This is a genomic window from Streptomyces sp. NPDC102402, assembly GCF_044765765.1.
In the GTDB taxonomy this organism is placed as follows: Bacteria; Actinomycetota; Actinomycetes; order Streptomycetales; family Streptomycetaceae; genus Streptomyces.
Genome location: NZ_JBIWKR010000031.1, coordinates 1 through 22,214, shown reverse-complemented (window position 1 = coordinate 22,214; position 22,214 = coordinate 1). Strand labels below are relative to the sequence as shown.

Sequence of the window (22,214 nt, the reverse complement as noted above, 5' to 3'; positions counted from 1 at the left end):
CCTCGCCTTCCGCGCCGACCCCGCCGTCCAGGAAGCCCTGACCGCCTCCCGCCTGCACGAACTCGCCCAGCCCACCGCCGACGACGGCCTCAAGGCCCTCCTCGCCGACAAGAGCGCCTACGAGACCTTCGACGCCACCGCCGCAGCGGAACGCTCCATGGCCTTCGAAGCCCTCGACCAGCTCGCCATGGAACACCTCCTCAACGTCCGCTGACCCACCCCCCGGGGCACCCGGCACACCACCACCGGGCGCCCCGGCCCCTCCCCTGCCCACACCGCCGGATTCGCGCAGGGTCTTGACTGCCAGCCCATGGGAGCGTTCCCATGGGCCCGGCCCGGCAACCCCTCTCACCGCAAGGGCACCACCGTGACAGAACCCTCCCCGGACGGACGGATCCGACGCCGCAGCCGCCGCACCAGGCGGATCGTCGTCCCTATCACCGTCGTCTCCGCGATCGTCGCCGGCACCGTTCTGTCGGGGTGCGGCCAGCAGCGGGACGAGGACGTCTACACCGTCATGAACTCCTCGACCGACGAGTCGTACCACCGCTGGGACGGTGACACACTCAAGCGCTGCAGCAAGGAGCTCGGGGTCACCATCGAGCAGCAGAGCGTGCCGGCGGCGCAGCTGATGACGAAGGCGCTGCGCATGGCGTCATCGAAGTCGCTGCCGGACGTCCTCCAGCTGGACGCCTCCGAGATGCCGACGTTCGCCGAGGCCGGCGGGCTGATCCCGCTGAAGGATCTCGGGCTGACCACGAAGGACATCCCCGAGGGGATCGTCGACTTCGGTTCGTTCGACGGGACGTACTACGGGGCCGCGCGCACGGTGAACACCCTGGCGCTGTTCTACAACAAGGACACCCTCGACAAGGCCGGACTGAAGGTGCCCACCACATGGGCCGAGATGCAGTCGACCGCCAGGAAGCTGACCCAGGGCAAGCGGTACGGCCTGGCGCTCAGCGCGGGTGGCGCGGAGGACGGGGTCTTCCAGTTCACCCCGTTCATGTGGTCCAACGGCGGCGACGAGTCGAAGCTCGACACCCCTGAGGTCGCCGAGGCCCTGGACTACTGGAAGGCGCTCCTGAAGGACGGCTCGCTCTCCAAGTCCACGGTCAACTGGACCCAGGCCGACGTGAACGACCAGTTCATGGCCGGCAACGCGGCCATGATGATCAACGGCCCGTGGCAGGTCGAGACCCTGAACTCCAAGAAGGGGCTCAACTGGGGCATCGCCGAGATCCCGGTCCCGGAGGCGGGCGACGACTCGGTCGGCCCGCTGGGCGGCGGTGTGCTCACCGTGCCCAACACCGGTGACACCGAGCGCGAGAAGATGTCCGCCAAGATCATCGGCTGTATGTCGGGCGAGCAGGAGGAGATCTCCTACGCCATCAACAGCTGGATGGTCCCGGCCAACACCAGGGCCGCCGACATCTGGCGGAAGAAGACCCCGGAACTGGCGGCGCTGGCCGACCAGGTCGCCACGGCCCGCTCCCGTACCGCCAAGGTCGGCGCGCAGTGGTCGTCGGTCTCCCTCGCCCTGCAGAGCGCCTTCCAGTCGGCGCTCACCGGAGAGTCCAGCGAGGCCGCGCTGAAGCGTGCCCAGCAGCAGGTCACGAGCGGGAACTGAGGTAACGAACCATGTCATCCACCACTACCTCGGCCGCCGCGCTGCCGACCGGCCCGAAGGCCACGGCGGCCGGCGCGGTCAAGAAGCCCGTGGACCCACGGAGCGCCAAGCGCCGCAGGACCCTCGCCCAGTGGGGGTTCATCGCCCCCGCCGTGATCTTCATGGCGCTGTTCTTCGGCTACCCGCTCGTGCGCAACATCATCATGAGCTTCCAGGACTACTCGCCGTCGACGTTCTTCACCGGCGAGGCCCCGTTCAACGGCTTCGACAACTGGAAGAACGTCTTCGAGGACGGGCTGTTCGGCAAGGCCCTGTGGCAGACGATCCTCTTCACGATCGGCTCGCTCGTCGGCCAGTTCTGCATCGGGCTCGCGCTCGCCGTGTTCTTCAGCCGCAAGTTCCCGCTGAACGGCATCCTGCGCTCGCTGATCCTGCTTCCGTGGCTGGTCCCGATGGTCGTCTCCGGCATCGTCTGGCGGCGCATCTTCGACCAGGACACCGGTGTCCTCAACTCCTTCCTCGGCATCTTCGGCGTCGGTGAGACCCCCTGGCTGACGAGCACGAGCGTGGCGCTGGTCTCGGTGATCCTGGTGAACATCTGGATCGGCATCCCGTTCAACATGGTGATCCTCTACGGCGGCCTCCAGGAGGTCCCCAAGGAGCTGAACGAGGCGGCCGCGCTCGACGGCGCCTCCGCCTGGCGCACCTTCCGCTCGGTGACCCTGCCGATGCTCAAGCCCGTCATCACCGTGGTGCTGGTGCTCGGCTTCATGTCCACGGTCAAGATCCTCGACCTGGTCCTCGCGCTCACGGACGGCGGTCCCGCCGACTCCACCCAGACACTCGGCACGCTCACGTACCAGAACTCCTTCGTCCAGATGGACTTCGGGGCCGGTGCCGTGGTCGGCAACATCCTGATCCTGATCTCCGCCGTGTTCGCGGTGTTCTACCTGCGGGTCAACCGCAACGAGGGGAAGTGACCGGCATGGCGACCACCACCCAGATCCCCGCCGCCCCGGCTCCCGCAGTCCACCGGCCCAAGCGCCGCTGGGGAGCGACCGCCTTCGGCGTCGTCGTCCTCTGCGTCATGCTCTTCCCGCTGTACTGGATGATCAACACCGCGCTCCAGCCGGACGCCGGCCTCGTCGACGTCGCACCGGTGCCGACGAGCATCGACTTCTCCGGGTTCACCTCCGCGATCACCGCGCAGGGCGGCAACCTGCTGACCTCGCTGGCCGTGGCGCTCGGCGCCGTGGCCATCTGCCTGGCGATCTCCGCGCCGGCGGCGTACGGCCTGGCCCAGTTCAAGCTGCGCGGCAGCAAGACGATCGTCTTCGGCACGCTCATCACGCAGATGGTGCCGGGCATCGTCATCGCGAACGCCCTGTACAGCGCGTACGTGGACCTCGGACTGGTCAACTCCTACTTCGGCCTGATGCTGGCGGACGCCTCCCTGGGCATCCCCTTCGCGATCGTGCTGATGCGCTCGTTCATGGTGTCGATCCCCCGCGAGGTCATCGAGGCCGCCGAGGTCGACGGCGCGGGCCGCATCCGTACGTTCGTCCAGGTCGTCCTGCCGATGAGCCGCAACTCGCTGATCACCGCCGGGCTGTTCTCGTTCCTCTACGCGTGGAGCGACTTCATGTTCGCGCTCACCCTGAACACGACGGACGACGTGAAGCCGATCACGCTCGGCATCTACCAGTACATCGGCGCGCACGTCGGCGACTGGGGTTCGGTCATGGCCGCGTCCGTGCTCTCCGCCGTACCGGCGGCCATCCTCCTCGTCCTGTCCCAGAAGTACATCGCCGCCGGGATCACCGGCGGCTCGGTCAAGTAAGGGTTTCTTCCATGAGTGACTTCCCGGTCTTCCCGCCCGGATTCGTCTTCGGTGCGGCAACGGCCTCGTACCAGATCGAGGGCGCCGTGGAGGAAGACGGCCGCGGCCCGTCCATCTGGGACACCTACAGCCACACGCCCGGCAGGACCGACGGCGGAGACACCGGCGACGTGGCCTGCGACCACTACCACCGCTACCCGGAGGACGTGTCGCTGCTGCGCGACCTGGGGGTGGAGTCGTACCGCTTCTCCATCGCCTGGTCCCGTATCCAGGCAACGGGCAGCGGGGCGGTCAACCCGAAGGGGCTGGACTTCTACTCCCGGCTCGTCGACTCGCTCCTGGAGGCGGGCATCGAGCCCGCCGCCACGCTCTACCACTGGGACCTGCCGCAGGCCCTGGAGGACAAGGGCGGCTGGCGCGTCCGGGAGACCGCGGAGCGCTTCGGCGAGTACACCGCGATCATGGCCGAGCACCTGGGCGACCGGGTTCCGCGCTGGATCACCCTGAACGAGCCCTGGTGCAGCGCCTTCCTCGGCTACTCGGTCGGCCGGCACGCGCCGGGCGCCAAGGAGGGCCGCGGCGCGCTGGCCGCCGCTCACCACCTGCTGGTCGGCCACGGACACGCGATGAACGCGCTGCGCGCGGCGGGCGTCCGCGAGGCGGGCATCACGCTCAACCTGGACCGCAACGTCCCGGCCACCGAGTCGGACGCCGACCTGGCCGCAGTCGTCCGCGCGGACACCCAGCACAACCTGGTGTGGACCGAGCCGCTCCTCGCGGGCCGTTACCCGGCCACCGAGGAGGAGACCTGGGGCGAGCTGATCACCGGCCAGGACTTCCGCCGCGACGGCGACCTGGAGCTGATCTCCCAGCCGATGGACTTCCTGGGCATCAACTACTACCGCCCGATCGTCGTCGCCGCCGCCCCGCACCGCGAGGCCGACCCGGCGCTCCGCGTGGCCACGGACAACCGCTACACCGAGGGTCAGTACCCCGACGTACGGCGTACGGCGATGGGCTGGCCGGTCGTCCCGGAGTCCTTCACCGATCTGCTGACCGTGCTCAAGCAGACGTACGGCGACGCCCTGCCGCCGGTGCACATCACGGAGAACGGTTCGGCGGAGTTCGACAGCGTCGAGGCCGACGGATCCATCCACGACGCGGACCGGGTGGAGTACCTGCGCACGCACCTGACGGCGCTGCGCGCCGCCATGGACGCGGGCGTCGACGTGCGCGGCTACTACGTGTGGTCGCTGCTGGACAACTTCGAGTGGGCGCTGGGCTATGCGAAGCGGTTCGGGATCATCCGGGTCGACTACGACACCCTGGAGCGCACCCCGAAGGACAGCTACCGCTGGTATCAGCAGCTGATCGCCGCCCACAAGGCCTGACCGCCTGATCTCCGGGGAGCGGGGGGGGCGTACGCGTGCACCACGGCGCGTACGCCCCCTGTTCACGTCTCCGGATCCGGCACGGTCCTCACGCCGTCAGTCCCGGCCCACGTCCGAGCTCACCGCGTCCCGGAGGTCGGCCGCCGCGTCCGCCGGCAGCAGGTGGCCGTCACGCACCGCGCGGGCGCCCGCCGCCGCCACCCCGGCGACATAGCGGGTGTGCGTGGGATACAGCCGGTCCAGCTGTTCCCCGGTGAACGGCACGTGCGTCCCGAACAGCACGCAGAAGGTCTCCCCGGTGTTGTCCCCGGTGTTCAGGGCCGTGGGGACCTCGACCTGCGAGAGCCTCACGCCGCCCCGGGCCAGCCCTTCAGCGTCCCGGACCTTGGTCCCGTCGGGGGCAAACTCCAGGGGACGCGCGGCCGGTGGGAGCACTCCGCGTTCGACCCAGCGCTCCAGGTGCGCGTAGGAGGCCGCGATCACGTGGTGCAGCGGTACCTCGCTGTACGGCGGCCGGTCGCAGGAATACGCGGGCGCGGTACCGAGGTCGCGGGTGAGCAGCGGCTCACGGTAGGCCTGGCCGAACCGGCCGGAGTGCGCGGAGCCGGCCACCTCCCAGCGCCTGTAGCCGTCGTCGTCGGCCCGCCGGGCCGGGGTACGGACATCGGTCTCCGAGAGCACGTGGAAGACGGGTTCACCGCCCTTGCGGCTGGGAGCGGACCCGACGACGAAGCCGTAGCCGTCGAACACCGGCTCGGTCTGCGGCAGTACACGGTCGTAGTAGACCGTCATCCGGCCCGCCGACTGCGACGCCCCGATGCCCAGCAGCGTGCGCGCCCGGAGCGGGCCGAGCACCCTGCCCGCTCCCGCGCGCAGGGCCGCGGCAGCCTGGGCGTACACGTCGTACGACATCTCGTCGGCCGTGAAGCGCCCCTGCCCCGTCACGTCGAGCCTGCCGTAGCGCGCGGGGCTCCACTCCCGGAGCTGGTCCACACCGACGCGCTGGGCGGACACCCCCACCCAGGCGTACCCGGCGCGCGTCATCTGGTCCGGTGCCCAGAGAGCGTCGAGGTCGTAGCCGCCGCTGACGTTCTGCCACTCCGTCAGCACCGTGCCGTTGAACCGGGCCGGGCTGCTCGGCCGCCGTACGACGACGCGGGTCGTGTACGGCACGTCCTCCGCGAGCCGTTCCCCGGTGGGGCCGTAGGCGTCGGCGTGGCCCGACAGGTAGAACTCCTCCTCGACGTATCCCGCCTCGGCGAGGCCGGGCGCGGAGAGCCAGGGGTACGTGCCGGCCGGGTCGGCCGCCTTCGGGTCGCCGGGCACGGCGCCGGCGACCGGGCCGCTCACCGCCGCCTGCGGTGTCCCGGCCCGGGGCGCCGGGCCGGGGGTCCCCGCGGGGACCGCCGTCGCTGTCGCACCCGCGCCCAGAAGCGCGGTGGCCAGGGACACCACCGCCAGCCGTAAGGGTGTGCGCCACAAGATCACGAGCAGGCCTCTCTCTTCCGGCGGCCGGCCGTCCGCCCGCCCCTCCCGCACGACGGTCCCGGGAAGCCGGCGACCACGCACCGGCTAAACCACCGGCCACGTGGAGCGAAGGGAAGACGTCCGGCCGCGGCCCGCGTCACCGCACCGCGTACGCCGCCGGGTTCTCCAGCACCTCGTGGACCACCCGCGCCGCCGCGCCCCGGGCCGCGTCGCCGGAGACGGAGGACGCCCGCAGCCGGCTGCCGTTCTCGTGCCAGCGGCCCGAGACCACGCGCGCGGTGAGCTGCGCGTCCGCGGACTTCTCCAGCCAGGGCATCAGGTTGCGGTAGAGCCCGCCGAGGACGACCGCCTCCGGGTCGAAGAGGTTGACCGCGCCGGCCAGGACCACGCCGAGGCGGTCCCCCGCCTCGCTGAGCGCGGCGACGGCCCGTTCCTGGCCGGCCGCGGCCCGCTGCTCCAGCTCGTCGATTCCCCGCACCCCCGTGTCCGGGTCGATGCCGGCCGCCCGCAGGAGGGCCGCCCGGCCGGCGTACTGCTCCAGGCAGCCGTGCGCGCCGCACCGGCAGAGCGGGCCCTGCGGGTCGACGACGACGTGGCCGATCTCGCCGGCGAAGCCGTGGGCGCCCCGCAGCATCTCGCCGTTCACCACGAGCGCGCCGCCCACACCGATCTCACCCGTGAGGTAGAGGAAGGTGCGCACACCGCCGAGACCCCCGAACCACAGCTCGGCCAGGGCCGCCAGATTGGCCTCGTTGTCCGAGCCGACGGCCAGGGCCCGCCCGGCGGGACGCAGGGTGCTGAGCGCCTGACCGAAGATTCCCTCTGCGGCCACCCGGCTCCAGCCGAGGTTGGGGGCCTGGCGGACGACGCCGCCGGAGACGAGGCCGGGGAGGGCGAGCTCGACGCCGACGACACGGAGCTCCTGCTCCTGGGTGGAGGCGATGACACGGTTGGTGAGCCGGGCCGCGTGGGCCAGGACCTCGGCGGGCGGTACGTCGCGGTGGTCCGTGTGTTCGGTGACGCGGACGCGGTCCGTGCCGGTGAGGTCGACGGCGCACACGGAGACGTAGTCGATGTTGATCTCCACGCCGAGGCCGGCCGGGCCCGTGCGGGCGAGCTTCAGTACGGTACCGGGGCGTCCGGCCGATCCGCTGGAGGTCTTCCCGGACTCGTTGAGGCAGCCCAGCGCGAGCAGTTCCTCGACGAGGGAGGACACGGCGGCCCTGGTCAGCCCCACGAGGCTCGCCACCCGGGCCCGGGTGACCTCGCCCTCGTCACGGACGGTCCGCAGGACCAGGCTCAGGTTGTGACGCCGCACGGACTCGTGCCCGGCCTTGGCCGCGGGAGAGGCGAGATTGTTCTTCATCAGACCTTCGAGCCTAGCTCCCGGCCTGATCCGGCAGGTGCCCCGCCATCCGCTGAACAGGGGAGAAGGCGCGCCAGGAGCACGTCCCGCGCAGGGGACGAGCGCCGCCAGGTCCGCTCGTCACCAGTGGGGCCGGTCCGCACGCGACGGTCCTGACACGGCCGAGGGCCGCACCCCCGTTCCCGGGGGTGCGGCCCTCGCTGCCTACCGGATCGCTCAGCTGCGGATCAGGCTGCGGAGCACGTACTGCAGGATGCCGCCGTTGCGGTAGTAGTCCGCCTCGCCGGGGGTGTCGATGCGGACGACGCCGTCGAACTCGACTCCGGTGTCGGTGGTGACCTTGACCGTGCGCGGCGTGGTGCCGTCGTTCAGCTCGGTCACGCCGGTGAAGGAGAAGGTCTCCTCGCCGGTCAGGCCGAGGGACTCGGCGGTGTGGCCCTCCGGGAACTGGAGCGGGAGGACGCCCATGCCGATGAGGTTCGAGCGGTGGATGCGCTCGTAGGACTCGGCGATGACGGCCTTGACGCCCAGGAGCGCGGTGCCCTTGGCCGCCCAGTCACGGGACGAGCCGGAGCCGTACTCCTTGCCCGCCAGGATGACGAGCGGGGTGCCCGCGGCCTGGTAGTTCCGCGAGGCGTCGTAGATGAACGACACCGGGGCGTCGCTCTTGGTGAAGTCGCGGGTGAAGCCGCCCTCGGTGCCCGGCGCGATCTGGTTGCGCAGGCGGATGTTGGCGAACGTGCCGCGGATCATGACCTCGTGGTTGCCACGGCGCGAGCCGTAGGAGTTGAAGTCACGGCGCTCGATGCCGTGCTCCGTGAGGTACTTGCCGGCCGGGGTGTCGGCCTTGATCGCACCGGCCGGGGAGATGTGGTCGGTGGTGACCGAGTCGCCGAGCTTGGCGAGCACCCGGGCGCCGGTGATGTCCTCGACCGGGGTCGTGTCCATCTGCATGCCCTCGAAGTACGGGGGCTTGCGCACGTAGGTGGACTCGGAGTCCCACTCGAAGGTGTTGCCGGTCGGGATGGAGAGCGCCTGCCACTGGGCGTCACCCGCGAAGACGTCCTGGTAGGACTTGTTGAACATGTCCTCGCCGATGGAGTTGGCGACGACGTCGTTGACCTCTGCCTCGGAGGGCCAGATGTCCGCGAGGAAGACGGGCTTGCCGTCCTGGTCGACGCCGAGGGCGTCCTTGGTGATGTCGACCTTCATCGAACCGGCGATGGCGTACGCGACGACCAGCGGCGGGGACGCCAGGTAGTTCATCTTGACGTCGGGGTTGATCCGGCCCTCGAAGTTGCGGTTGCCGGAGAGCACCGAGGTGACGGCCAGGTCGTGGTCGTTGACCGCCTTGGAGACCTCGTCCGGCAGCGGGCCGGAGTTGCCGATGCAGGTGGTGCAGCCGTAGCCGACGAGGTTGAAGCCGACCTTGTCGAGGTACGGGGTCAGGCCCGCCTTGTCGAAGTAGTCGGTGACGACCTTCGACCCCGGGGCGAGGGTGGTCTTGACCCACGGCTTGCGGGTCAGGCCCTTCTCGACCGCCTTCTTCGCCACGAGCGCCGCGGCGACCATGACGTAGGGGTTCGAGGTGTTGGTGCAGGAGGTGATCGCGGCGACGGTGACGGCGCCGTGGTCCAGCTCGTACGTCGTGCCGTCGGGGGCCGTGACGGTGACGGGGTTCGACGGGACGCCGTTGGCGGCGGCCGGGGAGTCGGAGGCCGGGAAGGACTCCTTGCCCGCCTCCTCGTCGTCCGCGACGTAGTTGCGGACGTCCTGGGCGAACTGCGCCTTGGCGTTCGCGAGGACGATGCGGTCCTGCGGGCGCTTCGGGCCGGCGATGGAGGGGACGACCGTGGAGAGGTCGAGCTCGAGCTTCTCGGAGAAGTCGGGCTCGGCGGCCGGGTCGAGCCAGAGGCCCTGCTCCTTGGCGTACGCCTCGACGAGCGCGACCTGCTGCGCGTCACGGCCGGTCAGACGCAGGTACTTCAGCGTCTCGTCGTCGATCGGGAAGATCGCGGCGGTGGAGCCGAACTCGGGCGACATGTTGCCGATGGTGGCGCGGTTCGCGAGGGAGGTGGCGGCGACGCCCTCACCGTAGAACTCGACGAACTTGCCGACGACGCCGTGCTTGCGGAGCATCTCGGTGATGGTCAGCACGAGGTCGGTCGCGGTGGTGCCGGCCGGGAGCTCGCCGGTCAGCTTGAAGCCGACGACGCGCGGGATGAGCATGGAGACCGGCTGGCCCAGCATCGCGGCCTCGGCCTCGATGCCGCCGACGCCCCAGCCCAGCACACCGAGACCGTTGACCATGGTGGTGTGCGAGTCGGTGCCGACGAGGGTGTCGGGGTACGCCTGGCCACCCCGGACCATGACCGTACGGGCCAGGTGCTCGATGTTGACCTGGTGGACGATGCCGGTGCCCGGGGGGACGACCTTGAACTCGTCGAACGCCGTCTGGCCCCAGCGCAGGAACTGGTAGCGCTCCTTGTTCCGGCCGTACTCCAGCTCGACGTTCTGGGAGAACGCGTCGTTGGTGCCGAACTTGTCGGCGATCACGGAGTGGTCGATGACCAGCTCGGCCGGGGCCAGCGGGTTGATCTTCGCCGGGTCCCCGCCGAGCTCCTTGACGGCCTCACGCATGGTGGCGAGGTCCACGACGCACGGGACACCCGTGAAGTCCTGCATGATCACGCGAGCCGGCGTGAACTGGATCTCCTGGCTGGGCTGGGCCTGCGAGTCCCATCCACCCAGCGCCCGGATGTGGTCGGCGGTGATGTTCGCGCCGTCCTCGGTGCGGAGCAGGTTCTCCAGCAGCACCTTCAAGCTGTAAGGGAGGCGCGCGGAGCCCTCGACCTTGTCCAGCTTGAAGATCTCGTACGACTCGTCGCCCACGCGCAGCGTGCTGCGGGCGTCGAAGCTGTTCGCCGACACGACAGTCTCCTTCTTCAATGTGCGCGTTCAACCGCGCCGCGCCTCATGTGCGGCCGGCGCCGCCTGCGGCCCCCACCATCCGCTAAGGTAAGGATTAGTTAGGTAACCCTTACTGAACGGCGGCTGCGGTGCGCCTCGGCAGATATCTCGATGTCGAGATAACTCTAGTACATCGCCGCCGCGCGGTCATGCCCGGGCGCCCGTGTCCGGCGCCACTCCGCGATGACGCACGGCCGGGACCGGGGCCGGACGGCCGCCGTGGAACACGGACGGAGTCCTTGTGCCCGCGGCGCGGCACCACATGTGCGCCGGAGCGTCACGGCCGGTCGCCGTGCGCCGCACGCTCGCGTGCCCGGCGGGGCCGGCCGCGCCCCGATGACGACCACCTCCGCCCAGAGAAGGCTCCGTGCACTTCACCGACACCTCCGAGGCCGTGCGGGCCTGGGTCCACGGCTGGGCCCTGTCACGCGGCACCACCGCACCGAGCTCCATGCCCTGGGGCTTCACCGTGACCATCGGGCTCCCGGGACACGCCATGAGCCACGTCCTGCCCACGGCCGACGAGGCGACCGTGCGCGAGCTCACCGGGAGCACCACCGGACCCGGCGTCTGGCTGAAGGCGTTCGTCCCGGCGGAGTCGCTCGCCTCGTGGATCGCACCGGGCTGGTCCCTCCCCGGCGCGCCCGGCTTCCTCATGTCCACCGCCCTGCGGACCGGTTCCCCGCGCATCCCGCCCTCGCTGCCCGGCGGCTACCGGCTCCGCACGTGGGCACGCGCCGGCGTGACCCACGCACGGGTGCACGCCCCCGACGGCACCACCGCCGCGCGCGGCCAGATCTCGGTCGACGGGACCAACGCCGTCGTCGACAAGGTGGAGACCCACCCCGCCCACCGGCGCCGCGGGCTCGGCCGGGTGATCATGGGCACCCTCACCGGCACGGCCGCCGAGCGGGGCGCCACGGTGGGCCTGCTGGCGTCGACGGCGGCGGGCCGCGCCCTGTACGAGGCGACCGGGTGGCACGTGACCGCGCCGCTGGCCAACGCCCTGCGGGGACCGGACCCGGCCCGGAACGCCCGGGCCGGGCACAGCGCCTCGGCCCCACCGGCGGTGAGTCCGGCCGGTCGGGCACGGTAGCCGCCGGTGGGCGGCGTAACCGCCCGGAAGGACTCCGTGCCGTCGGCCGGAGGGCTCCGTCGGCCCGTTCCTGCGCCTGTACGCCCCCGCGGCCACGTCACCCGTCGGGCAACCTGACCGGCCCGCCGTCCGTGGACCGTCATCGCGGGAGCGCGGCCCTCCTGCGGAAGAGGTCCTCGGCGGCGCTCTGGGCCCGGTCGCGGACCGTCGCCGGGTCGACGCTGCGGACCCGGCCGTCCTCCACGAGCCGCTGGCCGTCCACCCAGACGTCCCTGACGTCGGCGGCACCGGCCGAGAAGACCAGATGGGCGGCGGCGTTGGAGTCGGGGCCGTGGAGCAGCGGGGTGGTGTGCAGACCGCGCAGGTCGACGGTGACGACGTCGGCCTTCTTCCCCGCTTCGAGTGAGCCGGTCTCGCCGTCCAGCCCGAGGGCCCGTGCGCCGTCCAGGGTGGCCATCGCGAGGATGTCCCACGGGTCGCCGGTCGTCGGGTCCAGCGACGTCAGCTTCTGGAGGAGGGACGCGAACTTCATCTCCTCCAGCAGGTCCAGGTTGTTGTTCTCCTTCTCGCCGTCACTGCCGAGGCCCACCGTGATGCCCCTCTTCCGCATCTCGATGACGCGGGCCGGACCCGAGGAGAGCTTCATGTTGGAGCAGGGGCAGTGCGCGACGGAGGTGCCCGTGCTCGCCAGGAGGTCGAGTTCGTGGTCGTCGAGCCAGACGCAGTGCGCCACGACCGTACGGGGGCCGAGGATCCCCCGGTGATGGAACTCCTCGATGGGCCGGCGGCCGGTCAGCCGCAGTGACTCCTCCACCTCCCACGTCGTCTCGGAGGAGTGGGTGTGCAGGCCCGTGTCGAATTCGTCGGCCAGCGCCGCCGCCGCCTTGAACGCCCCCTCGGAGCAGTAGAAGAGGTGCTCCAGCCCCACCCACGAGCGGACCCGGCCCTCGGCGTGGGTGCGGTACTCCTCCAGGAGCCGCCGGTTGGTGCCGAGTGTCTCGAAGTAGTCGTAACCGGGCAGGTCGGCGACGTACGGGACGAGGGTGGCTCGGATGCCGACCTGTTCGGCCGCGTGCGCCGAGCCCTCCATGTGGCGCCACATGTCCATGACCGAGGTGGTCCCCGCGCGCAGCGACTCGGTGTAGCAGAGCAGCGAGGCGGCCTCGGCGATCTCGGGGGTGAGCGCCTTGTGCGCGGGGTCGACGTAGTCACGGAGCCAGTCCCACAGCGACTTGGACTCGGCGGTGCCGCGCAGCAGCCCGGAGTGCAGGTGGGTGTTGTGCAGTCCGGGGATGACCGCGTGGCCCGTGGCGTCCACCACGACGGCGTCGGCGGCCGCCGCGTCCAGTTCGGCGACCGGGCCGACCGCGGTGATCCTGCCGTTCTCGATCAGGACCGAACCGGGGTCGTGGACCACTTGGGCGCCCTCGCAGGGCAGGACGACGCCGTTGCGGATCAGCGTGCGGGGGTGACGGGTGGTCATGCGCCGGCCCCCGTCCAGAAGCCGGCATGGACGGCCGCGGCCCGGTCGTGCAGGTGCGGGCCGGAGACCTCGACGGGCCGCTGCCCCGAGGCGAAGACGGTGCGGCAGGGCAGGGCCATGGTCGGGTTCTCCTCGTCGGCGCCGGTCAGGGCGAGGAGTTCGTCCTCGCCGAGGGCGTAGACGACCCGTCCGATCCCGCTCCAGTAGACGGCCCCGGAGCACATCGCGCAGGGCTCGGTGCTGGTGTACAGCGTGGCGCGGGACAGTTCGTCACGGTCGTACGCGGCGGTCGCCAGCCGGACCAGGTTGGTCTCGGCGTGACCGGTGGCGTCCCGCCCGGTGGTCACGGTGTTGCCGGCCTCCAGGACGACGGCCCCGTCCAGGACCAGCAGGGAGCCGAAGGGGTGGTTGCCGTCCTTCCTGGCGCGGGCGGCCAGGTCGATGGCGGCGGTCAGGAACGTCTCCTCGCCGGGGGTGAGGGGGGCGGGTGCTGCGGTGGTCACGGGATCTCCTTGATTCGTGCGGGTGAGGGGCGGTGGTGTGCGGGGCGCGGACGGATCAGCCGGTCTGTGCCGCAGGGGCCTTCGGTGGTGTGCCGGGCGCGGGAAGGCCGCCGGGCGGGGTGGGGCGCCAGGCGGTGAACGCCGCGTACGCGGCGGCCGACACGGCGAATCCCACGAGCAGCCCGAACGGCCCCACGGCCGGGTGCGCGGCGGCCAGCGGGCCGGTGTAGAGGGACTGGTTCATGAAGGGGATCTCGGCGAGCAGGGCGATCAGTACCGACGGCAGTCCCCAGCCGAAGCGGTGCCGGGCGTCGTACAGCCGGGCGGTGTCGTGCAGGCCCCGCTCCCGCCACCAGTACGCCGTGACGAGGACCGCGCCCCAGGGGGCCAGCCAGTACCCGGTCATCAGCAGGAAGTCCTGCAGCTGCGACGCGAAGTCGCCGTGCCCGGCGTACCAGGAGAGGACGGTGCCCAGGCCTCCCACCACCAGGACGGACACCCAGCGGGGGATGGCGAATCCGGCCGCGAGCGCCACCATCGAACCGGAGTACAGGTCGATGACCGTGGACGCGAGGGTCGAGAGGAGGAGGGCGCTCAGGACCAGCACGCCGAGGGCGTGCGGGAGCAGCCCGCCGACCATGGCGCTGGGGTCGTCGACGGCGGCGACGGTGCCGATCGCCGCGCCCAGCGAACCGATCCACACCCCGGCGAGCGTGCTGCCGCCGGCCGCCGCGAGGAGGACCCGGCGAGGGCGTGCGGTGGCGGGCAGGTAGCGGCTGTAGTCGGAGGCGTACGCCGACCAGCCCAGGCCCCGGGCCGCGGTGACCGCGACGACCAGCAGGAACGCGGCGACCGGACCGCCCGAGGGGGCGGTGGGCGCGGCCGCGTGGGCCTCACCGAATCCGTAGACGGACACCACCGCGAAGACGACGACCAGCGCGAGGGCGAGACCGCGTTCGACGGCGTGGATCATCCGGTAGCCCAGGACGGCCACCGCCAGTTGGGCCGCCGCCATCAGCAACAGCGCGGGCGCGAATCCGAGTCCGGTCAGGTCGCGCAGGATGAACATGCCGAGCAGGGTGTCGACGACGCACCACCCGACACCGTTGACGACGGTGAACGCGGCCGACGGCAGCGCGCCGATCCGTCCGAACGGGCCTCGCGTCTGGATGAGCTGGAGTACGCCGGTGAGCGGGCCCCGGGTGGAGAAGAGGCCCACCGTCACCGCGCTGAGCACGGTCCCCACGGCGATGGCGAGGACCGCCGGCAGCAGATCGAGACCGAACACGGACGTCGACAGGGCGCCCACACTGAGCGTCGCGAACTGCACGTTCGCGCCGAACCACAGGGTGAACAGCGACCGCGGCCGGCCGTGCCGGCGGTCCGCCGGCACGGGTTCGACGCCGGCCCGCTCGATGCCGAGCGGTGGCGCCGCGGGCGCCGCGGGCGCCGCGGGCGCCGCGGGATCCGGGGTGGTGGCACGGCCGGCGGCGGACGGTGGAGCGGTGGGCAGCGGTTCGGCGCGCACGGGATCTCCTCAGGGGCGACGGGAGTGCGGCCGGACGCCGACTTGTCGAGCGGGGCGTCCGGGGCGCGGGGGCATGCGGCTCGCGGCGGGTGCGGCGGCAGGGCACGGGACCGGGCGGGGCCCGATGTCCTTGCGCGGGTGGCGCGCGGGGAAACGGGAGGACGCCGATGTCCTGCTCGGATGGCACGCGGTACGGCGGCGGATGGTGCGCCGTGTCCCGCGATGTCCCTCAGTGAACCCTCGGCGGACCGCGGATGGACTGGTACGGCCCTACAGACGACCCGCCGGGGAGGGAGGGGGAGCCCGTACTATTCTCCGAACCCCGTGCCCGCCGGTGTGCACGGCCGTAACACGCTCCGTGCGAGGCCACGGCCGCATCGCCGCGCCTCTCCCCGTCAGGCGGGAACCATGTGCTGCTGACCGAACTCCTCGCGATGCCCGGCCTCGGGCTCACCCCGCTGCTCCCCACCGGGCCCAGGGACCGCCGTGTGACCGGTGTCTACACCACCGACCTGCCCGACCCGGGGCGTTACCTGGACGGCGGGGAGCTCGTCCTCACCTCCACCACCTGGTACCGCGAACCCCGTGACGCCGATGTGTTCGTGGCCGCGCTCGCCTCGGCGGGCGCCGCCGCCCTGGTGGCCGGATCGGCCGCCGTGGGAGAGCTGCCCGCTGCTCTCACCGACGCCTGCGAGCGCCAAGGGCTCCCGCTGCTGGAGGTCGGTGACGACGTGTCGTACGCCGCGCTCACCGAGACCGTGCTCGCGGCGCTCGCCGGCCCCGTCGGCCGCTCCCCCGGTGCCGGACTCCATCGCGGCCTGGTGGCCAGCATGGCGTCGGGGGCCGGCGCCGGGGGCCTGGTCGAGGTGCTGGCCAGGTCCACCGGCGTGCACTGCGCGGTGCTCTCGGCCACCGGGCGGCCCACCGCGGGCGCGGTGCCGGAGGTGTCCGACCACCATCTGCGGCGCTCCCTCCGGGCGGCCTTCGCCGCCGGCGCCTTCCCTTCCGTGCAGCCGCTGCCGGGCGGCGGACACCTCACCTTCCTGCCCGTGCAGTCCCCCGTCGCGCACCGCCCGCCCGCGGGCTATCTGGCCGCGGGCGGTGACCACCGGGACTGGGCGCCCGGCATCGCGGACGCCGCCGCGGAGGTGTGCGCGCTGCTCGCCCTCGACGGGGTCGCCCGGCAGGAGCGGCGGCGCATCGAGGAACGGCTGCTGCGCGAGTCCGTGGAACTCCTGCGCGAGGGCCGCGTCGAGCCGGCCGCCGGACGACTGCGCAGCCTCGGCCTGGACCTGGACGCCCCAATGGCCGTCGGGTACGTCACGACCACCGGCCGGCCGTACGGCGCGGAGCTCGCGGCCGTCGTCCTGGAAGACGTGCACGGGCAGATACCGGGCTGCTCGGCCCCCTTCACGGCGCAGGACGGCCACCTGATGTTCGTACCGGCCGCCGACGGCGACGGCATGTCCCTCTGCGAGCGGCTCACGGAGGCCACCCGCAGGCTCGACCCGTTCCTCGCCCACGGCTGGGCCGCGATCGGAGTCTCAGGCTCCGCGACAGGGCAGGAGGGACTGCGCCGGATGCTGGAGGAGGCCCGGCAGGCCCAGCGTGTGGCCCGGCTCGGCACGGGCACCGTGCGGGCCGCCGGTCCCGAGGCGCTCTCCTCCCACCTGATGCTGCTCGCCGCCGTCCCGGACGAGGTACGCCAGCTGTACCGGGAGCGCCTCATCGGCGTACTGGAGCGCTACGACGCCGAGCACCACAGCGACCTCGTGGGCACCCTCAGCGCGTTCCTCGACGCGTCCGGGTCCTGGCAGCGGTGCGCGCAGCAACTGCACGTCCACGTCAACACCCTGCGCTACCGCCTCCAGCGCGTCGAGCAGCTCACGGGACACAGTCTGGCGACCCTGCACGACCGCGTGGACTTCTGCCTGGCGCTCGGCATCAGGTGAACCGGCCGGTCTGACCCCGGAGACGCCCCCGGCCCCCTTCGCAGCGGAGGGCGGCACCACCGGCACGGGGGACGGTGCGGCGGGCGCGTTCCTCGCCCTCTGCGACAGGGCGGGCATACCCGTCACCGTCCCTCGGGGACCGGACGGCCTGTACTGCGGCACGCCCGGGCAGTTGAAGGGATTCGTGGACGGCCACAGGGCCATGGCCGAGCGCACCGGCCGTCCTTACCGCCACGTACTGGAACTGCTGGAGGAGGCGACCCGGCCGGAAGTATGACGACAGGGCTCGGCGGACACGCATGAGCGGGCGACTTCGGGATACCCGTACTCGTGACAGAGGAGGCACAGATGCCGCTCACCTTCCGCAAGAGCTTCCAGATCCTTCCGGGCGTCCGGCTGAACATCAACCGCCGCTCGTGGTCCGTCACGACCGGTGGACGGCACGGCCCGAAGCGCACCCACAGCAGCACCGGCCGCCGCACCACGTCGATGGACCTGCCGGGCCCCTTCGGTTGGAGGAAGACGACGCGTCGCCGCCGCGGCTGACTCACCCGATCGGCGGAACACCGCACGCCGGGCCGCCGGGCAGGCCTGACCCTCGGATCAGGCGCCCGCCCGCGGTCCGGCACGGTGCCGTTACCCGACTCGCACATCCCCGGCACGATCCTCATCTCATATCTGAGATAGCGTGCAGCCATGGAAGACGACTACCTCGCACGCATCGGCAAGCTCATCCGTGACGCCCGTCAGCATCGCGGCTGGACACAGAGTCAGCTCGCCGAGGCGCTCGCCACGAGCCAGAGCGCCGTCAACCGCATCGAGCGTGGCAACCAGAACATCAGCCTTGAGATGATCGCCCGCATCGGCGAGGCCCTCGACAGCGAGATCGTGTCGCTCGGGTACTCGGGCCCCATGCACCTGCGGGTCGTCGGCGGACGCCGGCTCTCCGGCTCCATCGACGTCAAGACGAGCAAGAACGCCTGCGTCGCGCTGCTCTGCGGCTCCCTGCTCAACAAGGGGCGCACGGTTCTGCGCCGGGTCGCCCGGATCGAGGAGGTCTTCCGGCTCCTGGAGGTCCTCAACTCCATCGGCGTCCGCACCCGCTGGATCAACGACGGTGTCGACCTCGAGATCCTGCCGCCCGCCGAGCTCGACCTGGCGGCCATCGACGCGGACGCTGCGCGCCGCACCCGATCCATCATCATGTTCCTCGGCCCGCTGCTGCACCGTCTGGACCGCTTCACGCTGCCGTACGCCGGCGGCTGCGACCTCGGCACGCGCACGATCGAGCCGCACATGATCGCGCTGCGCCGCTTCGGCCTGGAGATCGCGGCGACCGACGGGCTCTACCACGCGCAGGTCGACCACTCGATCCGGCCGGGCCGCCCGATCGTCCTGACCGAGCGCGGCGACACGGTGACCGAGAACGCCCTGCTGGCCGCCGCCCGTCACGACGGCACGACGGTCATCCGCAACGCGTCCTCCAACTACATGGTCCAGGACCTGTGCTTCTTCCTGGAGGCGCTCGGAGTGCGCGTCGACGGCGTCGGCACGACGACCCTCACGGTGCACGGCGTCCCGGAGATCGACGTGGACGTCGACTACTCCCCCTCCGAGGACCCGGTCGAGGCGATGAGCCTGCTGGCCGCCGCCGTGGTGACGGAGTCCGAGCTGACGATCCGTCGCGTCCCGATCGAGTTCCTGGAGATCGAGCTCGCGGTCCTGGAGGAGATGGGCGTCGACTGCGACCGCACGGTGGAGTACGCCGCCGACAACGGCCGCACACGGCTGGTGGACCTGACGGTCCGGCCCTCCAAACTGGAGGCGCCCATCGACAAGATCCACCCGATGCCGTTCCCCGGGCTGAACATCGACAACGTGCCGTTCTTCGCGGCGATCGCGGCGTCCGCGCACGGCCAGACCCTGATCCACGACTGGGTCTACGACAACCGCGCCATCTACCTCACCGACCTCAACCGCCTCGGCGGCAGGCTCCAGCTCCTGGACCCGCACCGCGTCCTGGTCGAGGGCCCCACCCGCTGGCGCGCCGCCGAGATGATGTGCCCGCCCGCACTGCGTCCGGCGGTGGTCGTGCTGCTCGCGATGATGGCCGCCGAGGGCACCTCGGTGCTGCGCAACGTGTACGTGATCAACCGCGGCTACGAGGAGCTGGCGGAGCGGCTGAACTCGGTGGGGGCGCAGATCGAGATCTTCCGGGACATCTGAAAGCCTGCAGAAGAAACACCGTCACACCCCTTCTGACCTGCATAAATGCGAGTCGAGGCGGGGTGTGACGGAGTCCCTGGGACTTTTCTGGGACTTCGAACCAGGAGCGACGGCTTCCGTGCACCGCGCTCTTCACGTGATGAGTCATCGCGAAACATGTGGAACGCAAACGCGTGGAAGTAGCCGCAGGTCAGCACTCCGTGGAGGACATTCTGGCCAAAGCGCTTGCGTGCGTTACGTGCACTGTGTGCGTTGCGTGCGGCTTCTTGACGCACGAGGCACCCAGCGTGCCATTCAAACATTGGGCCCCAGGCAGTCCCTCACGAAACCAGTCCGCCCATCGCACTCCAGCGGCCGTTAGGCGGCAGCTGCTGCCCAGGGCGGCACGACTGCACAGATTAGGCCGCGGCCCTGGCCCCGCACCCGACGCCCGGGTCCTGCTCGATACCCACCCCATCCACGCGAGCGCCGTCGTCGCCACCGTCACCGACCAGATCGCCGCGTCGTCTCCCAGCTGACCGAACGGTACGAACAGCCGCCCGACCGCCCGCCGGCGCTCAACACGGACGCCACCGGACCCGCCTACGTGCACGACGCAACCTCGTCGACAACGCCACCCGCCATGCCACAAGCCGCGTCCAGGTCACCGTCCGGACCCAGGACCAGCACGTCATCCTGTCCGTCCACGGTGCCGGGCCGGGCGTACCCGCCGAGAACGCCGAACGCGTCCTCGAACGCTTCGTCCGGCTCGTCGACGCCCGCTCCCGCGACCGCGGGGGCACCGGGCTGGGCCTGCCCATCGCACGCGAACTCGCCCACCACCAAGGCACCCTTGTCTTCGTCCCCTCCGACACCGGCGCATGCTTCCAACTGCGTCTTCCTCACCCGCCTCCTCGGGCCAAGGACGAGCGCTGAGCCGCGGGCGAAGGTGCGCTCCATCGCGGGAATAGCTTTCGGGGAGTTCCTGTCTCCTGCTCTGTCACCGAATCGGACAAGATCCAGAGTTGTCTTGGGGTCAGTCAGGCTCGCTCGGACTACCAAGCCTGCAGATTGCCGATCCGAAAGCGGGCATCGCCGGGAAGCCAATTCCTGGGAGTCTTGGTCGTCCAGCACGCTTTGGGCCATACCCGCGGATAGGGTGGGCGGCCCGGGAGCGAGGAGGAAGACCATGGCGCTGACCACGTCACTGGCCGGCAGGGTCCGGAACACGAGCCTGCCGAAAAGTCATGCCCTGCTGCCGCTCCTGGAGGCCGTCGTCAACGCGATCCAGGCAATCGACGCGCGGTTCGGTGACGATACCGAGTCCGGTCGTCTGAGGATCAGGATCCACCGCAGCCCACAGGAAGCACTCGACTTCAGCCACGTCGGCCCGGGGCGTGCAGCCCTGAAACCCATTGTGGGCTTCACCGTCGAGGACAACGGGGTGGGCTTCACTCCGGAGAACATGACATCGTTCGAGACCTTGGACAGCGACCACAAGGCCGACATGGGCTGCCGCGGCGTGGGGCGCCTGCTCTGGCTGAAGGCGTTCGACAGGGTAACGATTCGCAGCGCCTACGAGGACGAAGCCGGACGCATCGACGGGCGGCAATTCCGCTTCTCCGTCCACGGAGAGGTCGAGTTGGACCCGGAGGCAGAACTGCCCGCCGAGGTCGGCGCGGCCGTGAGCCTCGATGGGTTCAAGAAGCCCTACCAGCAGAGCGGGCTGAAGTCTGTAGAAGCCATCGCCCGTGAGGTATTCGAGCACTGCATCTGGTACTTCCTACGCCCCGGCGGCGCGCCCCACATCATGGTGTCCGACGACGACGGGGCAGTCTCGCTCAACAGCCTCATGAACGACTTCGTCTATTCCGACCTGCAAAGGACTTCGATAGACGTCAAGGGCGAGAGTTTCGACATGGTAAGCCTCCGACTGAAGTCCTCGCCGCGGAATCACGCACCACGGCTGTACTGGTGCGCGGCGAACCGTGTGGTGCTGGAGGAAAACCTCACCAGCAAGGTGCCCGGACTCTATGGGAGGCTCAAGGACTCGGAGTCCTCCCCGTTCACGTACGTCTGTTATTTGTCCTCAGACTTCCTGGACAGCCACGTGCGCGCCGACCGCACGGCCTTCGACATCAGCGAACAGGCACCGGACACCCCTCTAATCGAGGACGTGTCGATGGACGACATCAGGGAGAGCGCGCTCAAGGAAGTCGAGCGAATCCTCGCCGGACCACTCAGCGCAGCGCGCGAGGAGGGCAAGGCCCGAGTCCACGAATTCGTCAGCAACCGTGCCCCGAGGTACCGGCCCGTCCTTTCGCGACTGGAACCGCTCGGCGTGACCGTGGACCCGTCCATCAAGGACCAGGAACTGGAACTGCTGCTCCACAGCAACCTCCAGAAGCTCGAAGCGTCCGCGCTCGCCGAGGGCCACGCGGTCCTGAGCCAAGGAAATTCCGCCCCGCCAGAGGGGTACGACGACCGGTTGGCCCGGTACCTGAATACGGTGACCGACATCAACCAGTCCGATCTGGCCGCCTACGTCTCACGTCGACGGGCGATCCTCGACGTGCTCCAGCGGCTGGTCGAGGTGGACGGCCAAGGCAGGTACAGCAGAGAGGATGCGATCCACTCGCTGCTGATGCCGATGCGGACCGACTCTAACCTCGAAGTTTCATGACGGTCCGCCGACGGAGTTGGTGGGCCGTTTTCGTGTGGTGGGCTGAGGGTGGGCAGGCCGGGGGCCCGAGTGTCGTCTC

16 protein-coding genes and 1 pseudogene are annotated in these 22,214 nt (G+C 70.8%); 11 read left to right on the top strand and 6 right to left on the bottom strand.

Going from position 1 to position 22,214, the window contains the following annotated elements:
• The 5 genes and pseudogenes from ACIRJR_RS36555 to ACIRJR_RS36535 all read left to right on the top strand — a co-directional run.
• Positions 1 to 214: pseudogene (locus ACIRJR_RS36555) on the top strand (xylose isomerase); the annotation flags it as partial.
• Between the two features lie 96 nt (positions 215 to 310).
• A complete protein-coding gene (locus tag ACIRJR_RS36550) occupies positions 311 to 1,630 on the top strand; it encodes an ABC transporter substrate-binding protein (RefSeq protein WP_403789011.1) in 1,320 nt (439 codons plus the stop codon).
• A gap of 11 nt (positions 1,631 to 1,641) precedes the next feature.
• Entirely contained in the window at positions 1,642 to 2,610 is a 969-nt protein-coding gene (locus ACIRJR_RS36545) for a carbohydrate ABC transporter permease (RefSeq protein WP_403789009.1), read from the top strand.
• 5 nt (positions 2,611 to 2,615) lie between these two features.
• The gene (locus ACIRJR_RS36540; RefSeq protein WP_403789007.1) at positions 2,616 to 3,470 is read left to right on the top strand and encodes a carbohydrate ABC transporter permease; all 855 of its coding nucleotides are present in this window, start codon (positions 2,616 to 2,618) and stop codon (positions 3,468 to 3,470) included.
• A gap of 11 nt (positions 3,471 to 3,481) precedes the next feature.
• Positions 3,482 to 4,861, top strand: coding sequence for a GH1 family beta-glucosidase (locus tag ACIRJR_RS36535; RefSeq protein ID WP_403789005.1), 1,380 nt, complete (start codon positions 3,482 to 3,484; stop codon positions 4,859 to 4,861).
• Between the two features lie 96 nt (positions 4,862 to 4,957).
• Here the strand turns inward: ACIRJR_RS36535 and ACIRJR_RS36530 are convergent, their stop codons facing one another.
• The 3 genes from ACIRJR_RS36530 to acnA all read right to left on the bottom strand — a co-directional run bounded on the left by ACIRJR_RS36530 (position 4,958) and on the right by acnA (position 10,646).
• Positions 4,958 to 6,349 carry an alpha/beta hydrolase domain-containing protein gene (locus ACIRJR_RS36530; protein WP_403789003.1) on the bottom strand — a complete coding sequence of 464 codons (1,392 nt, stop codon included), beginning with the start codon at positions 6,347 to 6,349 and terminating at the stop codon, positions 4,958 to 4,960.
• Positions 6,350 to 6,485: 136 nt separating this feature from the next.
• Complete coding sequence (locus ACIRJR_RS36525; protein ID WP_403789001.1) at positions 6,486 to 7,715, bottom strand: ROK family protein; 1,230 nt, start codon at positions 7,713 to 7,715, stop codon at positions 6,486 to 6,488.
• Between the two features lie 216 nt (positions 7,716 to 7,931).
• Positions 7,932 to 10,646 (bottom strand): aconitate hydratase AcnA, encoded by a 2,715-nt coding sequence (gene acnA, locus ACIRJR_RS36520; RefSeq protein WP_403788999.1) that lies wholly within the window; start codon positions 10,644 to 10,646, stop codon positions 7,932 to 7,934.
• A 406-nt stretch (positions 10,647 to 11,052) separates the two neighbouring features.
• Between acnA and ACIRJR_RS36515 the strand changes: the two genes are divergently transcribed.
• Entirely contained in the window at positions 11,053 to 11,781 is a 729-nt protein-coding gene (locus ACIRJR_RS36515; protein WP_403788997.1) for a GNAT family N-acetyltransferase, read from the top strand.
• A gap of 139 nt (positions 11,782 to 11,920) precedes the next feature.
• On the opposite strand, the gene ACIRJR_RS36510 is transcribed toward ACIRJR_RS36515, so the two are convergent.
• From ACIRJR_RS36510 to ACIRJR_RS36500, 3 genes are read right to left on the bottom strand one after another with little or no spacing between them, the layout of a single operon-like run.
• Entirely contained in the window at positions 11,921 to 13,264 is a 1,344-nt protein-coding gene (locus ACIRJR_RS36510) for an amidohydrolase family protein (protein WP_403788995.1), read from the bottom strand.
• Positions 13,261 to 13,767, bottom strand: a complete 507-nt coding sequence (locus tag ACIRJR_RS36505; RefSeq protein WP_403788993.1) for a nucleoside deaminase — start codon at positions 13,765 to 13,767, stop codon at positions 13,261 to 13,263. The genes ACIRJR_RS36510 and ACIRJR_RS36505 overlap by 4 nt, the downstream gene beginning before the upstream one ends.
• 55 nt (positions 13,768 to 13,822) lie before the next feature.
• A complete protein-coding gene (locus tag ACIRJR_RS36500; protein ID WP_403788991.1) occupies positions 13,823 to 15,295 on the bottom strand; it encodes a purine-cytosine permease family protein in 1,473 nt (490 codons plus the stop codon).
• A gap of 410 nt (positions 15,296 to 15,705) precedes the next feature.
• Here ACIRJR_RS36500 and ACIRJR_RS36495 point away from each other — a divergent pair, with 410 nt between their 5' ends.
• The 5 genes from ACIRJR_RS36495 (at position 15,706) to ACIRJR_RS36475 (ending at position 22,135) form a co-directional block, all read left to right on the top strand.
• A complete protein-coding gene (locus ACIRJR_RS36495; protein ID WP_403788989.1) occupies positions 15,706 to 17,247 on the top strand; it encodes a PucR family transcriptional regulator ligand-binding domain-containing protein in 1,542 nt (513 codons plus the stop codon).
• 348 nt (positions 17,248 to 17,595) lie between these two features.
• Positions 17,596 to 17,793, top strand: coding sequence for a DUF4236 domain-containing protein (locus ACIRJR_RS36490; protein WP_403788987.1), 198 nt, complete (start codon positions 17,596 to 17,598; stop codon positions 17,791 to 17,793).
• 150 nt (positions 17,794 to 17,943) lie between these two features.
• On the top strand, positions 17,944 to 19,473 hold the full coding sequence (locus ACIRJR_RS36485) for a helix-turn-helix domain-containing protein (RefSeq protein ID WP_403788985.1): 1,530 nt from the start codon (positions 17,944 to 17,946) through the stop codon (positions 19,471 to 19,473).
• 411 nt (positions 19,474 to 19,884) lie between these two features.
• Positions 19,885 to 20,388 carry an ATP-binding protein gene (locus ACIRJR_RS36480; RefSeq protein ID WP_373036967.1) on the top strand — a complete coding sequence of 168 codons (504 nt, stop codon included), beginning with the start codon at positions 19,885 to 19,887 and terminating at the stop codon, positions 20,386 to 20,388.
• Between the two features lie 253 nt (positions 20,389 to 20,641).
• On the top strand, positions 20,642 to 22,135 hold the full coding sequence (locus ACIRJR_RS36475) for an ATP-binding protein (RefSeq protein ID WP_403788983.1): 1,494 nt from the start codon (positions 20,642 to 20,644) through the stop codon (positions 22,133 to 22,135).
• Positions 22,136 to 22,214: the final 79 nt, after the last annotated feature.

Bases quoted from the DNA above. Each gene is read 5' to 3' on its own strand.
- ACIRJR_RS36550 (WP_403789011.1), top strand. From the start codon at position 311: ATGGGAGCGTTCCCATGGGCCCGGCCCGGCAACCCCTCTCACCGCAAG.
- ACIRJR_RS36545 (WP_403789009.1), top strand. From the start codon at position 1,642: ATGTCATCCACCACTACCTCGGCCGCCGCGCTGCCGACCGGCCCGAAG.
- ACIRJR_RS36540 (WP_403789007.1), top strand. From the start codon at position 2,616: ATGGCGACCACCACCCAGATCCCCGCCGCCCCGGCTCCCGCAGTCCAC.
- ACIRJR_RS36535 (WP_403789005.1), top strand. From the start codon at position 3,482: ATGAGTGACTTCCCGGTCTTCCCGCCCGGATTCGTCTTCGGTGCGGCA.
- ACIRJR_RS36525 (WP_403789001.1), bottom strand. From the start codon at position 7,715: ATGAAGAACAATCTCGCCTCTCCCGCGGCCAAGGCCGGGCACGAGTCC.
- ACIRJR_RS36510 (WP_403788995.1), bottom strand. From the start codon at position 13,264: ATGACCACCCGTCACCCCCGCACGCTGATCCGCAACGGCGTCGTCCTG.
- ACIRJR_RS36490 (WP_403788987.1), top strand. From the start codon at position 17,596: ATGCCGCTCACCTTCCGCAAGAGCTTCCAGATCCTTCCGGGCGTCCGG.
- ACIRJR_RS36485 (WP_403788985.1), top strand. From the start codon at position 17,944: ATGGAAGACGACTACCTCGCACGCATCGGCAAGCTCATCCGTGACGCC.
- ACIRJR_RS36475 (WP_403788983.1), top strand. From the start codon at position 20,642: ATGGCGCTGACCACGTCACTGGCCGGCAGGGTCCGGAACACGAGCCTG.